This is a genomic window from Lysinibacillus alkalisoli, assembly GCF_014643595.1.
Lineage (GTDB): Bacteria > Bacillota > Bacilli > Bacillales_A > Planococcaceae > Metalysinibacillus > Metalysinibacillus alkalisoli.
The window spans coordinates 93,077-108,050 of record NZ_BMJT01000006.1; the positions used below are offsets into that span (position 1 = coordinate 93,077).

Genomic DNA, 14,974 nt, shown 5'->3' on the forward strand with positions numbered 1-14,974 from the left:
GCTTTTATTTATCTATAATTTTTTAACAAATTCGGATTTTAACTGCATAGCACCAAAACCGTCAATCTTACAATCAATATTATGATCGCCATCTACTATGCGGATGCTTTTTACTTTTGTACCTTGCTTTAATGGCGTAGAACTGCCCTTTACTTTTAAGTCTTTAATTACAGTAACACTATCACCATCTTGCAACACATTACCATTAGCATCTTTTACCACAACGACTTCTTCTTGGTCTTCTCCATCCACCCACTCATGAGCACATTCTGGACAAACAAATAAATTACCATCTTCATATGTATAAGAAGAATTACATTTTGGACAATTTGGATACATGATTGCCAACTCCTTATTAAAATTTCGTAAATACGCCTATATCATGGCACATATTAGCGACTTTAGCAAATAACGTTTTACTCTTACTATGTGTGGAATACATATAAAAAGGAGGAATAATATGAACAAAGCAACGCGTTTTTTATTGCATGTAGGCTTACCTGTCGCTGGTGGCTCGCTTGTTGGTTATTTGGCTAATCGCAATGCTAAAAAACAATACACAAAGTTAAAAACACCAACCTTTGCTCCACCTAAAGAAACGTTCCCCATTGTTTGGCCACTTTTATATAGCACTATGGGCTATGCACATTATCGCGTAGTAAAAACAGATACGAATTCAGAAGGTATAGCTTGGTATTATGTGCAACTGACATTGAATTATGTATGGTCTTTTTTATTTTTCAAATGGCAACTCCGCGGGTTAGCTCTTATCGAGATGTCCTTTTTACTAGTCGCTATTTTAATGACAATGCAAACATTTTACCGAGTAGATACAATGGCAGGCGCATTATTAATTCCTTATTTCTTATGGACAAGTTTTGCTTTTGCCCTTAATTTTGAAACGTGGCGTTTAAACCGTTAAACATTTTACTTGCACATTGTAAAAAGTCAGCGTATGATATGGCTAAAGCTACATTGTACGTAACATATTAAGTTTTAACCTTTAAGCTGTAAAAGGGAGTTTTATATCGAAGCAGGAATGACGGGCCTCACACTTTGTGCATGAGGATATGCAGGAATGTTTTTGCGAACACCCACTTGTAGGAGTGGTGGTTTAAAACTTTCTATAACTCTTACGGCAATTGTGGCTTTTTCTTTTATTCATAGCAAGCTCTATTTTAGAGCTTTTGCCATAAAACAGCGAGTACAATTTCCATTGTACTCGCTGTTTTTCATTTCATTGTTTTTATCTCGAATTCAAAACATTTTACTTGCTATTTTATCACTTGCATAGTAAAGTGATGATAATAACGAGGTGAAGTCTATGAAAAATCACACATTAAATACATTATCTTGGTTACGGATGATGCGCTTTATACGTAATAGTAATCATGCATCCCAACAATTTTTACAAGATGTTAAACTAACGCCTGCACAATTTGATGCACTTGCACAAATTTATCATCATGCTCCTTTAACACAGAGTGAGCTGGCGCAACACCTCTTATTAACAGAGGGTAGTATTTCGCGCATGTTAACTCGTTTAGAAAAAGATGGTTACATTTGTCGCACACAAAATTGGAAAACAAAAACGATTGCTTTAACAAATACCGGGAAAATGTTAATTGAAAAAGTACTACCTCAGCAAACCCATTTTCAATCGTCACTTTTTGAACAAGCCTTAACAAAAGAAGAACAAAAACAATTATACAAACTACTCACTAAATTGCATAAATCAAGTGAAGGCTATTAAGGAGGCTATTATGACAACATTAACGGGGCATCATCATATTTCTATGTTAACGAAAGACGGGAAAAAAAATCATGATTTTTATACGCATATTTTAGGGTTACGTCGTGTAAAAATGACCGTAAATCAAGATACACCGACAATGTATCATTTATTTTATGGGGATTTAACAGGTAGTCCTGGGACAGAACTTACTTTTTTTGAGATGCCTATTGCTGGGCGCACAACACGAGGCACAAATGCTATTACCCGCATCGGCTTATTTGTTCGCTCTTATGAGAGTTTACATTACTGGAAAAAACGTTTTGAAAATCACGATGTACAACATGGTGAGATTACAACTTATGCAGGAAAAGACGCCTTACATTTTGAAGACCATGAAGGTTTACGTATGGTACTCCTTAATTTAAACTCAAACGAAATACCTGCACATTGGCAACCTTTTGAAAATAATACTATTAAGCGTGAACATACAATATTAGGTATGGGTACGACTGAAATTACAGTAAAATCATTGTCTTCTACTATCGATTTATTAACAACAATATTTGGCTATACCATTTGTTCACAAAGCCATACACAAGCGCTGTTACAACACGAACAAGGAAATGCTTATGGTGAAATTAAACTCATTGAACAAGATGGTCCTACAGAACGACCTGGGCGTGGCAGTATTCATCATCTTGCTTTGCGCATTGAGAGTGAGGAGGCCTTGCGTGAACTGAATGAACAATTATTAGCTTATGGCTTACACACATCAGGTGTTATTGATCGTTATTACTTCCATAGTTTATACGTACGCGATCATAATCATATTTTATTTGAGATTGCTACTGACAGTCCTGGCTTTACAGTAGACTCTAGCATTGAAGAGTTGGGCACAAGATTGGACTTACCACCATTTTTAGAGCCACGACGCAAAGAGATTGAAGCAGCTTTAACACCATTAGATTAGGAGGCTATACACATGAGACAATACCGTATTGACGAAAGTAAAGGCATGGAATTTGGGATTTATTCGATTGGTGAGCATGTTGCCAATCCACATACTGGTGAACGTATTAGCGCTCAACAACGCATTCAAGAGCTCATTACAACGAGTCAATTAGCCGAGCAAGCAGGTATCGACTTATTCGCTATTGGAGAAAGTCATCAATCGCATTTTACTACGCAAGCACATACTGTCATTCTAGGTGCTGTTGCTCAAGCTACGGAACACATTAAAATCTCTAGCTCTGTCACTGTGTTAAGCGTAGCTGACCCTGTTAGAGTATACGAAGACTTTGCAACATTAGATTTAATCTCTAATGGGCGTGCCGAAATTATTGCAGGTCGTGGTTCACGTCTTGGTGCGTTTCATTTACTGGGCTATGATATTAATGATTACGAAGCATTATTTGAAGAGAAGTTGGCATTACTCACACAATTAAATCGCGAGGAACGCGTCACTTGGAAGGGGCACTTTAGACCTGAGCTACGCGATGCTGTTATTCATCCACAACCATTAAACGGTAGTATCCCGATTTGGCGTGGTGTTGGTGGACCACCAGACAGTGCTATTTTAGCTGGTCGTGCTGGTATTCCTATGACGCTAACAACATTGGGTGGCCCTGCTGAAAATTTTAAAATTGCTGTTGATGCTTATCGCAATGCCGCAACAATTAGTGGGCATGATGTTAGCCAATTACCTATCGCTACAACAAGTTTATTTTATACTGCAAAAAACTCACAAGACGCTGTAAAAGAATATTATCCACATATCGATAAAGGAATGCTAGCGTTACGCGGAACAAATTATCCACAAGCTCAGTTTGAAGCGGCTACAGATGCAAAAGATGCCTTAATGATTGGTAGCCCTGCTCAAATTATCGAAAAATTACATTACCAATACGAGCTTTATGGACAACAACGTTTCCTAGCACAAATTGATTTTGGTGGAGTGCCAATGGATAAAATCCAGCAAAACATCGAACTCATTGCTACTGAAATTATGCCAGCTGTTAAAAAGTTTACCGCGAAATAATTACAACAATAAAAGGCGAAGTGACTTTTCAGTTACTTCGCCTTTTAAAACGTATAAAGTTATCCACAGTGGATAACTTTATACGTTGTCTGGTAGGCTATAACGATACATACACCTTTTCTCCTCATCATAACATGTTATGTAATGTTCTTTTACGAGTATTTTCTTTCTTTCACAAGTAGTCATGTTGTTTTAGTAACGTTATGATAACTACAGCTTAAAGAAAAGGAGATTTCTTAAATGGATACAAATTCGCACCCTTCTAAAAAAATACAATGGACAAGTGCGACCATTATTTTAGTCGTAGGCATTGCTTTTATTGCGGCAACTTTACGTACACCTATTACTGTCGTTGGTCCTATCATTCATTTTATAAAAGATGATTTACTCATTTCAAACGCTTTGGCAGGCTTTCTTACTACAATACCTTTGCTTGCTTTTGCTGTCGTATCACCTTTTGCCCCACGTATTTCAAAACGCTTTGGTTTAGAGCTTACGTTATTATTATCAACAGCTGTTGTAGCTGGTGGTATTGTATTACGTTCTGTGGGCAGCATTACCCCTCTGTTAATAGGTACTATTTTAATTGGTGTTGGTATTTCATTTGGTAACGTATTAATGCCTAGCTTTTTAAAGTTAAAATTCCCTATGCAAGTTGGGATTATGATGGGGATTTATTCTGTTGCGATGAATGTGTCTGGTGGACTAGGTGCAGGGTTAAGTTACCCTATTGCTGAAGGTTCACGCTTTGGTTGGCAAGCGGCTACGGGTGTTTGGGTAGTCTTAGCCATTGCGGCAATAATCATTTGGTTACCTCAACTTAAGAATAATGCGCCTGCACAACCAACCACTCAAACAACTGCACCAAAGATGAAGCTTTGGCGCTCACCATTAGCTTGGGCTGTAGCAATTACAATGGGCTTACAGTCAATGCTATTTTATAATTCTTCTGCTTGGTTACCAGAAATCTTTGTGGCTCAAGGTTTAGCCGCTGACCAAGCGGGTTGGATGATTTCTATTATGCAACTTGCTCAATTACCTTTTACGTTTATTATTCCTATTTTGATTGACCGCTTACCATCTCAAAAACCACTTGTTATTTTAAGTTGCGGACTCTTTTTAATAGGCTTCCTTGGCATCGCACTAGAATTTACTTCTCTCACATTATTGTGGATGATTTTACTTGGGTGTGCAGGTGGTGCTATGTTCGGTATTACCATGATGTTCTTCACATTACGCACTCAAACCGCTTATGGCGCGGCTGACCTATCAGGTTTTGCTCAATCCATTGGCTACTTACTTGCCGCTACTGGCCCTGTGACATTTGGCTTCTTACATGATGTAACAGGCTCATGGACAGTACCACTTTGGTCATTCGTAGTCGCTACTATTATTTTATTTATGGCAGCCTATAAAGCATCTGAAAATCGCTATGTTGATTAATCTGTATCTCAATAAAGTACCCTTGACTAGTCAAGGGTACTTTATTTGATATTACGTTAAATATTCACTCGGATTACAGCCAAAATGCTTGCGAAAGGCTACTGTGAAATTGCTCATATTACTATAACCCAACTGTACAGCGACCTCTGTCACTGTACAGCCTTCTACTTCTAATAACCATGCCGCTTGTTCCATACGCTGCCTGCGAATAAAGGTGAAAACAGTTTCACCAAATAATTGTTTAAACCCTATTTTCAATTTACTCTCTGTTATTTGAACACGCTCTGCTAATGATTGTAGCGTATGTGTTTGTTCTAGTTCTTGTAATAATATCGCTTTCACTTCATGCAATTTTTCAGCATCTTTTACATTAGGCATCGCTACTTTAGGCTGCTGTTTGGCAAAAAAAGTAACAATTAATTCCATTACTTTTGCTTCAATGTAAATGCTTTTAAATGGCTCTTCATAAACACAATGTAAAATTTCATACACGCGTTGTTTAATGGTTGGCGTGAATGGCTCTAATATGATTTGTCCCAATTGTTGTCTTAAAAATGTAGCTATTTGTGCCTTTGTCTCTGTCGTCTTAAAATAAGAGAGCAATTGGTTAGGTGTCATTCTAATTTCGACACGTTGTAATCGCTCATTAGCTTTATTTTTGATTTGTACGTTGGAGTGATGAAAATAAGAGATGGCATAATCTGTAGATTGTAAGCGAAAAGGTTCTTGATTAATACTACAAATTACATGTCCATTTAACACAAAATTTAATTCTACCATCTCACTATCATTATGAAATTGTGTAGTTAAATCCTGAAATAACATCACATCAGATATGACCACTTGTAACGTTTCACTAATTGTAATCATAGTGATTTTTCCTTCACCAATAGAGCTAGGTAACTGTAATACACCTGTATTTTGTGTCAACTTATGTTGTAAAACATCTGTGATTTGTGCTATTTGTGCATCGTCTCTCATCGCTTCACCTCCGCCTTATTATTGTAACAAATGTCGGCAAATAAAGCCTTTGTTGCTTTTGCCATCCATAAAAAAAATGGCAAAGGGGAATTACAATCTCCCCTTTACCACTTTTATCTTTCAAATTTTGATTATTGCTGTTTAAATTGTTCCACCGTATATAGGAAGTTGGCGAACATCTTAGCAGCATGTGCACGTGTTGTGTAGCTAGCTGGTAAATACTTACCGCCATTGCCATCTGCAATTGCCTTATCTTGAATAAAGCCAATCGCTTGTTGCGCTTCCGCATCTAAGTGATTAATATCACTGAACGTTGCTTTTGGTGCTTGGTAATTAGCATCTATATTTTGATAAGCTCGCTCATACATTAATGCTAATTGTTTACGTGTTACAGGATCAAATGGTTTAAATTTGCCATTAGAGCCTTTGATAATACCTGCCTCTGTCGCTGCTGCAATAGCCAATTTCAGCTCAGCATCCTCTAAATTTTTAACATCATCATATGTTGGTTCGTTCTTCGCTTCTAAAGCTAATGCACGCGTTAACATTAATACCACATTGGCACGTGTTAATGTTTTTTGTGGATTAAATTTCTCAAGTGGCTTGAACACTGGCGCTTGCCCTTCTTCAGCAACTTGGAGTCTTGCCACATAAGGATAGAACCAGTTAGCTGTTGTGATGTCTTTAAATGTAGTAGTTGTTGTGATTCTTCCCTCAACCTGTTGTGTCACATCACCTAGTTCAATTAAACGATTCGCAAAATTTTCCCAATCACTAAAGCCTGGCTCACTTGCACGCCCTTCTTCATAAGCACGTCCTAGTGCTTCAAAGCCATCGCCACCACGAGCTGTGAATACGTTAGTCGCTGCTTTATAATTTGCTTTTCGGTCTACTTCTTTACCACCAATTTTTAGCGATACAAGACGCTCTCCAGCTTTTTTTGTAGGGTCAAATAATACTTCCATACCTGCTACATGCAAAAAGCCACCAGATTCTTTCGGATATTCTTTTACAGAATGCTCAAACGTTTCGTACAATTCATCACCTGTCACTTCAATAATCGCAAGTGGATTACCAAAAGGTAACACCGTTAATACTTCTCCATATGTTACAGGTCCTTTAGTAATAGATGAACGAATACCACCGCCATTTTGGAAAGCAATCACGACGTCTTTATCGATTTCTTTTGCTTTATCTAACATGCCATCCGTAATAATATTACCGAGGTTGGTTTCGCCTGCTCTAACTCCTCCTAAGCCACGTAAACCACTTAAAAATACCTTAGCATCTGCACCAGTTTCTGCATTCATTTTATTTTGCACTTGTTTTACATCAGCTGCGATTAACGCTTCTGCTTCTTTATCTGACGGTAGTACATAATTCCCCGCCTCATCTTTTTGTCCTACAAGATGTAATTGCCCCATGTAATCTGCCACTACACCATTATCATCAAATGTAATATCTAGTTGCCCTAAATATTTATTGTATTGATTTGCCTGTACAATCACGACAGGTTGTTCTGTCTCTTCATTTACTACTTGCACAGGCTGTTTTAATTCAGTATGTGTGTGACCACCAACAATAACATCAATACCTGGGACCTTTTTGGCTAGTTCTTGGTCATTATCCATCATTGCATTATCATCATAACCGATATGAGTAAGCGCAATGATTTTATTAATACCTTGTGCCTCAAAGGCCGCTACCGTTTCCTTAGCGCTATCAAGATAAGCTTTAAATTCTACTTTTTCTGGGCTAGCAATGGCTGTAGTCTCTTCTGTCGTTAATCCAAAGATACCTACCTTCTCGCCATTAATCTCTTTTATAATACCATTATATATTTTGCCATTCTCCGCTTGGTCTGTAACAGCTTGTGTTTGTAATCCTGTAAATTTTTCGTCTTTTGAAAAATCAACATTCGCTGACACAAACGGGAATTTAGCACCTTTAATAAAATCAACTAATTTATTATGACCATCTTTTGATAATCCTAAATCAAACTCATGGTTACCAAATGTCATAGCGTCGTAACCTAAGTAATTCATAATTTTTAAATCTGTTTGACCATAAAATTCATTGAAAAATAGTGTACCTGAGAAAACATCACCTGCATCCAATAAAACATTATTCGGATTTTCTGTGCGTAATTTGTTCACTAATGCTGCGCGTTGTCCAACGTTATCCACATGTGCATGTGTATCATTTGTGTGGAAAATTGTCATATCAAGTGCAGCCGCTTCTACTTTTTCTGTGGATAAAACATATGGTGCAATAATAGCGGAACTTGCGAGTGCTGCTGTAATCATAGCTTTTTTACTCATCATCTTTATCACCTTACCCATCTTCATTTTATGTTCTTTTTTAACATACCATGTGCCATTTTTTTGTACAACGGCAATTATGTAACTTCTTCGTAAAAAATAATAAAAAAAGAATCACCATAGTAATGGCAATTCTCTTTTTACTTAAACAACGTCATAACCTTGTTCTTCTATCTCATTCACAATAACCTGTTGCGAAGTTTGTGTAGCATCAAATGCCACGGCTACCTTAGCCGCTTCTAGGTCTACTTTCACTTCGTTAACACCTGTTAATTGACCAACACTTGTTTCAATAGCATTTACACAATGACCACAAGACATACCTTGTACTTGTAATGTAATTTCTTGCATGAGGCTTCCTCCTTTATACTTTACTATATTCACAACATATCATACCCCTTATAGGTATGTCAAAACATTCGTTTTATATTTCACCATGACTTTTTTTATAAGCTATGGTACATTGTATGTAATTACATAGCCATCCACTGGAGGTGCCGTTGTGAACGGCTGAGATCAAAGTAAACTTTGGGATTCCTGGAACCTGATCTAGTTTGTACTAGCGTAGGAAAGTGGGCGCCGATTTTTCGTTACTATTTAAGTAAGCGTTACTTTTCCTATGGAGAGGTGACGCTTTTTTTGGTTGGCTTTAGGAGGATACGATGATACATGCCATTACATCAGGACAAGGCTTAGGAAAACAACAACTCATAAATATTAAAACAGTAGCTGAAAAAGTTGATGCGGTAGTCATTCGAGAAAAGCACTTATCCATTCAAGAAATTGAACAAGGTATCATTCAATTGTTAGCACTAGGTGTTGAACGTTGTAAGCTCATACTTCATACCCATGTAACACTAGCGCAAAAATATGCGCTGTTAGGCTGTCACTTTGCTGCTGGCGAGGTGCCTTTACATAAGCCACCATCACTGTTATATGGGCAATCGACACATAATCTCACTGAAGTAAAAAAAAGTGAGATAGATGGTATGGACTATATTTATTATTCGCCCATTTTTCCTACTACATCTAAGCCACATGCACAAGGACAAGGCTTAGCTAACTTAGCAAAAATTTGTCAACAAACTACATTACCTGTCATTGCGTTAGGTGGTGTAACAACACATCGCATCCCTGCGATTTATGCGAGCGGGGCTAAAGGTTATGCAAGTATATCGTTATTCTTTCATTAAAAGGAGGCACTATAGTGCATTGTAAAGGATTCTCAATCATTGGTGGTGGTGTGATGGGCTTATCTATTGCTTATCAATTACTTAAACAACAACAACAAGTCACCATCTTTCATACACCAAAATCAACTACGGCATCTTTAGCTGCTGGCGGTATGTTAGGCGCCCAAAATGAATTTCATGCGCCATCACCGCTTTATCCTATAGCTTTAGAAAGTCGTGCATTACACCCTGTTATTGCACAAGAGTTATATGACCTAACACAACTACAAATCGATTGGTTACCAACAAGTTTGATAAAGGTAGCTACTTCGCAACAAGCCGTGCCACAGTTGAAAAATCAATTTCATTTTTTAGCTTCACAAGATGCTACTTCTATTGATTGGTTAGATGGGCAACAAACTCGCCAATTAGAACCTTTCTTACATGATGAGATTGCTGCTAGTGTTCATATTCACCAAGATTATCAAGTAAATGCTAGAAAATTAATGACAGCACTCTGGCAAGCTGTTAAACAACTCGGCGCAACTATTATTGAAGATGAAGTGCTAGCATTTGAGCATCACCAAAAAAAAATTACCCACGTGCATACGACTACAACTCGCTATGCTATAGAGCATGTCGTAGTTGCAACAGGTGCTTTTACAACGGCATTATTATCATCGCTAGCATTGCGCTGTCCCATGCATGCTGTTAAGGGCGAATGTGTAATGGTAAAGTCAGATAAACCATTAAAGCACACCATTTTCACTACTGATGGCTATTACCTTGTACCAAAATGCCATCAACAAATACTGATTGGCGCAACAAGTTACCCGTTCCAACAAGATGATATCGTTACAGTTAGCGGTGTACAACGGCTATTATCCAAAGCAATGGCAATCATGCCTGCGTTAAAAGATGCCCACATCTTAGACAGTTGGTGTGGCGTACGACCACAGACGATGGATGGCCTTCCTATAATGGGCGCATCTCCTTATATTAATTTGAGTCTTTGCACAGGGCATTACCGCAATGGCATATTATTAAGTGCCATTACAGGGCAACTATTTAGTCAATATTTATTAGGTGATAAGACAGCTAAACAGCGATTGGAACCGTTTCAATTCGCTCGCTTTAGCTCTTAAAGGAGGTGAATGTTAATGCAAGTACTCATTAATGGTGTAACAATGACCATTCCCATCGACACGAACACCGTAGTACAACTGCTAGAGCATCTCAAGTTAAATAAAGAACTTGCCATTGTAGAGGTTAATCAGGTCATTTTACAACCTGAGGAAAGAGATAATACACCCATTAAAGAACAAGACAAAATTGAAATTGTTCAATTTGTAGGAGGCGGATGAATATGTTAACAATTGGCCCTTATACGTTTCAGTCGCGCTTATTATTAGGCACTGGAAAGTTTGCTGACTTTGATACACAAAAACAAGCAGTAGCCGTTTCTGAAACGGAGATTTTAACATTTGCGGTAAGACGAATGAATATTTTTGAGCCTACACAGCCTAATTTCTTAGAAAAAATAGATGTTTCTTCTTATACATTACTACCTAATACAGCCGGCGCAAAAACGGCTGAGGAGGCTGTACGTATTGCACAATTAGCTAAAGCATCTGGCTTATGTGACATGATAAAGGTAGAGATCATTGGTTGTGACAAAACATTATTACCAGACCCTGTAGAAACACTAAAAGCGACTGAATTATTACTAGCTGAAGGTTTTATTGTATTGCCTTATACTTCTGACGATGTATTATTAGCTAAACGCTTACAAGATTTAGGCTGTCATGCCATTATGCCAGGTGCATCACCCATTGGCTCAGGCTTAGGTATTTTAAACCCTGTACAACTTTCCTTTATTATTGAACAGGCTCAAGTACCTGTTATTGTAGATGCTGGTATTGGGTGTGCTACTGATGCGGCACAAGCAATGGAGCTTGGAGCTGATGCTGTACTGCTTAACACCGCGGTGGCTGGTGCACATAATCCTGTTAAAATGGCTTCTGCTATGAAGCATGCGATTATTGCCGGTCGTGAGAGTTTTGAAGCAGGACGCATTGCCAAGAAGCGTTATGCTACAGCATCTAGCCCTATGGAAGGTATGAGTTTGTGAGTCGTTACAGCCGTCAAGCACGCTTTCAACCTATTGGTGATAAAGGACAAATACAATTACAAAATAAGCATGTACTTATTATAGGTGTGGGTGCTTTAGGAGCGACTGTGGCAGACTTACTTACACGAGCAGGTGTTGGCACATTATCTCTAATTGACCGTGACTTTGTAGACCTCTCTAACTTACAAAGACAAACTTTATACAATGAACATGATGTAAAGCGTCGTTTACCAAAGGCAAGTGCCGCAAAAGAAAGATTACAAAGTATCAATTCGAACACTACCTTTTATGTATATAATGAAGAGGCGACTGTGACACGATTGGAACAACTAGTAAAACAACAAGCGATTGATCTCATGATTGATGGGACAGACAACTTCGATATTCGTTTTATTATTAACGATATTGCCCATAAATATCACATTCCTTGGATTTACGGGGCATGTGTTGGGGCAAGTAGTTTGTCTTTTTTTATCACACCTACTGTTAGCGCCTGTCTACATTGCATCATGCGGCATTTACCGCGCAGTGGCCCCACATGTGATACAGCAGGGATTATTGCGCCTGCTTCACAAATTACAGCGGCTTTACAAGTCACTGAGGCATTAAAATATTTAACAAATAATCAACAAGCATTACGTGGTACCGTTTGGTCTTTTGATTTGTGGCAAAACACACAAAGTACGATAGATGTGTCAACATTAAAGTATGCAGCTTGCCCTACTTGTGGCACGAACCCTAGCTATCCTTATTTACAGCCAGATGCCACCACTCGTTTTGCTTCACTCTGTGGGCGTGATACCGTGCAAATACGCCCTACTTATCACCATCGTGATTTAAGACTATTACATGAGCAATTGCCAACTAAAAAAATTACGCATTATAATGATTTTCTTTTAAGTTTTCAACACCAAAATTATACGTTGACCGCTTTTAAAGATGGTCGTGTGTTTATTCACGGTACAGCAGATATCATGACAGCTAAAAAAATCTATCATCATTATTTCACATAAAAAAGTGCCACAGGGGCATACAACATTTCCCTGTGGCACTTTTCTACTCCCTTATTATGCCAACTTTTGCTCAAACATTAACATATGTTTAGCTATAATACCGTCCTCAATAATTTCTTCGGTATAATGTTGAGTGAAGAAAAACCATTTGACATCGTACAATGTAAAACCTAGCTTTTGATAGAAGGCAATATTTCCAATGCTTGAGTTAGCTGTGCCAACGATAATCCTCTTTTTATCTTCATAATGACGACATAATTGAGTAATAATCCACTTACCATAGCCCCGTCCTTGAAAAGCTTCATCAACAGCGATATTTTTAATCTCGATTGTCTCATTCTCTAAAAGGAGACAGAGTGCCACACCAATGACTTGACCTTCTTCTCGTAATTCAAATAAATCACCTTCATGTAAATAACGGTTCACAACAGCTTGTTCTTCATCTGCCAATAACAATAAAGGCATATATTCTTCTCGATGTTGTTTAACTTGTTTTAGTTCCATACACTTCTCCAAAATTCGTAGCCAAAATACAGGGAAAATCCAATTAGAACAATACCTGCTATAACTGAAACCCATGTAATAGCTGTTTTATTCATCACACGACGTGAAGTAGCAACAATTATCAATAAGCCGATATCATGTATTAATATGCCTGTTAAAATACCAAGCCCTACAACAATGAAATCACCTTTTTCCGTGTTGTCAAAGGAACTTGCAAGCACTGTACCAAAAACTGTGACCCAAAAAACTAAATTGCCTGGTGACACCGCTACTAATAAGCCATTACGGTAAGATGCCCACCATGACTTTGTCGTTCGTTCTCCAACCATTGTGATGCCTTGGTTAGCATGTTTAATGCTATCTATGCCGATATAACATAAAAAGATTGCACCAATTAACCACATAATGGACTGCAATATCGGTTGTGTTAAGAGATTGGCTAATCCAAAATATAAACTGATAATAAGTGCTACGTCAATTGTCATGCCCCCAAGACCTACTGCCCAACCATGCATAAATCCATTTTTCAATCCTTGTTTAACCATCTCTACCGTAATTGTTCCTACTGGTAACGCAATGGATAAACCTAATAATACATATGTTAAAAATAATGTCACATAATTAACTCCTACTCATCACTAAACTCCACACTTGCTTATCACATTGTCAAATTTTCATTGTTCACGCCATATACTATACGTCTGTGTGATTTTATGTGCCATATTTTCATATCGCTCCCATGTAAACAACACATGATACGGAGTGTGTGCATAAGAAAAAACCTCTCTAAAATCTTGATGATATTGTGGGTAATAGAAAAGAGAAAAAGCATTTCCCTCTTCTGTTAACATATCGCTCACCAACTGACCTCGCCAATACTCATATAGAGCAAGAGGTGTATTTTCTTTATGATGCAAGGCCTCAAACAAACTATCCGGTGTCTCGTGAATAAACCATTCATTCACGAGTCGATTGTCCACTAGCCATTGTAAATACATGCCGCCTATTACATACATCTGTGTCTCATCTACATCCGAAGGAAAATATCCTTGTTGATGCACTTTTGCTTGGTCATAAATAAAAATCTTCATTTCATTCACTCCTTTGCAATTGTGTAACGAGTAACGCCACTATTTCTCAATGCTCATTTCCTTAGCTAGTTAACACTTAATATTGATAACTTCTCCCTTTGTTAAGGTCAACAATTCATCTGCCGTTAACTGAAAAACCGCTTTAGGATGGCCTGCTGCTGCCCATAATGTATCATAACGCCATAAATCTTCATCCAATAAGATGCGTAAAGGGGTAGCATGTGCTATAGGTGCAACACCACCGATCACAAAGCCTGTTTTCTCTTTTACAAACTTAGCTGTTGCTTTAACCAATGGCTCTTTAAGATACGCTGCTACCTTTTGCTCGTCCACACGGTTCGCTCCACTGGCTACAATGAGTAATGCTTCACTACCTAATTGAAAGATTATTGACTTAGCAATTTGGGCAGTATGGCAACCGATAGCATCAGCAGCTGCTTGTGCTGTATTAACTGCATCTGGCAGCATAACAATTTCATTTGGCAAGCGATGTGCTGCTAAATATGTCTTTACCCTTAAAACCGCTTCATTCATCCTACATCCCC

Annotated in this window: 18 protein-coding genes, 1 other RNA gene and 1 riboswitch; of the genes, 11 read left to right on the forward strand and 8 right to left on the reverse strand. The window is 38.0% G+C overall.

Annotated features, from left to right (window positions below; genetic code table 11):
* Nucleotides 1-12: 12 nt before the first annotated feature.
* Nucleotides 13-339, reverse strand: a complete 327-nt coding sequence (locus IEW44_RS10145) for a zinc ribbon domain-containing protein YjdM (protein WP_188614936.1) — start codon at nt 337-339, stop codon at nt 13-15.
* Between the two features lie 121 nt (nt 340-460).
* Here IEW44_RS10145 and IEW44_RS10150 point away from each other — a divergent pair, with 121 nt between their 5' ends.
* The 6 genes from IEW44_RS10150 to IEW44_RS10175 all read left to right on the forward strand — a co-directional run bounded on the left by IEW44_RS10150 (nt 461) and on the right by IEW44_RS10175 (nt 5,216).
* The gene (locus tag IEW44_RS10150; protein ID WP_229704217.1) at nt 461-922 is read left to right on the forward strand and encodes a TspO/MBR family protein; all 462 of its coding nucleotides are present in this window, start codon (nt 461-463) and stop codon (nt 920-922) included.
* 42 nt (nt 923-964) lie between these two features.
* Nucleotides 965-1,155, forward strand: a non-coding RNA gene (gene ssrS, locus IEW44_RS10155) — 6S RNA.
* A gap of 169 nt (nt 1,156-1,324) precedes the next feature.
* The gene (locus IEW44_RS10160) at nt 1,325-1,753 is read left to right on the forward strand and encodes a MarR family winged helix-turn-helix transcriptional regulator (RefSeq protein WP_188614938.1); all 429 of its coding nucleotides are present in this window, start codon (nt 1,325-1,327) and stop codon (nt 1,751-1,753) included.
* A gap of 10 nt (nt 1,754-1,763) precedes the next feature.
* Nucleotides 1,764-2,705, forward strand: coding sequence for a ring-cleaving dioxygenase (locus tag IEW44_RS10165; protein ID WP_188614939.1), 942 nt, complete (start codon nt 1,764-1,766; stop codon nt 2,703-2,705).
* 12 nt (nt 2,706-2,717) lie between these two features.
* Nucleotides 2,718-3,773, forward strand: coding sequence for an LLM class flavin-dependent oxidoreductase (locus IEW44_RS10170; RefSeq protein WP_188614940.1), 1,056 nt, complete (start codon nt 2,718-2,720; stop codon nt 3,771-3,773).
* Nucleotides 3,774-4,013: 240 nt separating this feature from the next.
* The gene (locus tag IEW44_RS10175; RefSeq protein WP_188614941.1) at nt 4,014-5,216 is read left to right on the forward strand and encodes a CynX/NimT family MFS transporter; all 1,203 of its coding nucleotides are present in this window, start codon (nt 4,014-4,016) and stop codon (nt 5,214-5,216) included.
* 51 nt (nt 5,217-5,267) lie between these two features.
* On the opposite strand, the gene IEW44_RS10180 is transcribed toward IEW44_RS10175, so the two are convergent.
* From IEW44_RS10180 to copZ, 3 genes are all read right to left on the reverse strand, one after another.
* Nucleotides 5,268-6,197, reverse strand: coding sequence for an AraC family transcriptional regulator (locus IEW44_RS10180; RefSeq protein ID WP_188614942.1), 930 nt, complete (start codon nt 6,195-6,197; stop codon nt 5,268-5,270).
* Between the two features lie 131 nt (nt 6,198-6,328).
* Nucleotides 6,329-8,518, reverse strand: a complete 2,190-nt coding sequence (locus IEW44_RS10185) for a 5'-nucleotidase C-terminal domain-containing protein (protein ID WP_229704218.1) — start codon at nt 8,516-8,518, stop codon at nt 6,329-6,331.
* A 144-nt stretch (nt 8,519-8,662) separates the two neighbouring features.
* On the reverse strand, nt 8,663-8,869 hold the full coding sequence (gene copZ / locus IEW44_RS10190) for a copper chaperone CopZ (RefSeq protein ID WP_188614944.1): 207 nt from the start codon (nt 8,867-8,869) through the stop codon (nt 8,663-8,665).
* A 129-nt stretch (nt 8,870-8,998) separates the two neighbouring features.
* A riboswitch (TPP riboswitch) is annotated at nt 8,999-9,106 on the forward strand.
* Nucleotides 9,107-9,180: 74 nt separating this feature from the next.
* Here copZ and IEW44_RS10195 point away from each other — a divergent pair.
* Genes IEW44_RS10195 through IEW44_RS10215 form a run of 5 tightly spaced genes read left to right on the forward strand, consistent with a single transcriptional unit; the run spans nt 9,181 to nt 12,834 of the window.
* Nucleotides 9,181-9,711, forward strand: a complete 531-nt coding sequence (locus IEW44_RS10195) for a thiamine phosphate synthase (protein WP_188614945.1) — start codon at nt 9,181-9,183, stop codon at nt 9,709-9,711.
* 14 nt (nt 9,712-9,725) lie between these two features.
* Entirely contained in the window at nt 9,726-10,835 is a 1,110-nt protein-coding gene (gene thiO / locus IEW44_RS10200) for a glycine oxidase ThiO (protein ID WP_188614946.1), read from the forward strand.
* 15 nt (nt 10,836-10,850) lie between these two features.
* Nucleotides 10,851-11,054 carry a sulfur carrier protein ThiS gene (gene thiS / locus IEW44_RS10205; RefSeq protein ID WP_188614947.1) on the forward strand — a complete coding sequence of 68 codons (204 nt, stop codon included), beginning with the start codon at nt 10,851-10,853 and terminating at the stop codon, nt 11,052-11,054.
* A 2-nt stretch (nt 11,055-11,056) separates the two neighbouring features.
* The gene (locus IEW44_RS10210) at nt 11,057-11,821 is read left to right on the forward strand and encodes a thiazole synthase (protein WP_188614948.1); all 765 of its coding nucleotides are present in this window, start codon (nt 11,057-11,059) and stop codon (nt 11,819-11,821) included.
* Nucleotides 11,818-12,834: a ThiF family adenylyltransferase gene (locus IEW44_RS10215; protein WP_188614949.1), complete on the forward strand. Its 1,017-nt coding sequence runs from the start codon at nt 11,818-11,820 to the stop codon at nt 12,832-12,834. The genes IEW44_RS10210 and IEW44_RS10215 overlap by 4 nt, the downstream gene beginning before the upstream one ends.
* A 54-nt stretch (nt 12,835-12,888) precedes the next feature.
* Here the strand turns inward: IEW44_RS10215 and IEW44_RS10220 are convergent, their stop codons facing one another.
* From IEW44_RS10220 to IEW44_RS10235, 4 genes are all read right to left on the reverse strand, one after another.
* Complete coding sequence (locus IEW44_RS10220) at nt 12,889-13,338, reverse strand: GNAT family N-acetyltransferase (protein ID WP_188614950.1); 450 nt, start codon at nt 13,336-13,338, stop codon at nt 12,889-12,891.
* Nucleotides 13,329-13,955: a LysE family translocator gene (locus IEW44_RS10225; RefSeq protein WP_188614951.1), complete on the reverse strand. Its 627-nt coding sequence runs from the start codon at nt 13,953-13,955 to the stop codon at nt 13,329-13,331. Before IEW44_RS10225 ends, IEW44_RS10220 begins: the two co-directional genes overlap by 10 nt.
* A 57-nt stretch (nt 13,956-14,012) precedes the next feature.
* A complete protein-coding gene (locus tag IEW44_RS10230; RefSeq protein ID WP_188614952.1) occupies nt 14,013-14,429 on the reverse strand; it encodes a DUF7832 domain-containing protein in 417 nt (138 codons plus the stop codon).
* Between the two features lie 69 nt (nt 14,430-14,498).
* The gene (locus tag IEW44_RS10235; protein ID WP_188614953.1) at nt 14,499-14,963 is read right to left on the reverse strand and encodes a YbaK/EbsC family protein; all 465 of its coding nucleotides are present in this window, start codon (nt 14,961-14,963) and stop codon (nt 14,499-14,501) included.
* Nucleotides 14,964-14,974 lie beyond the last annotated feature (11 nt).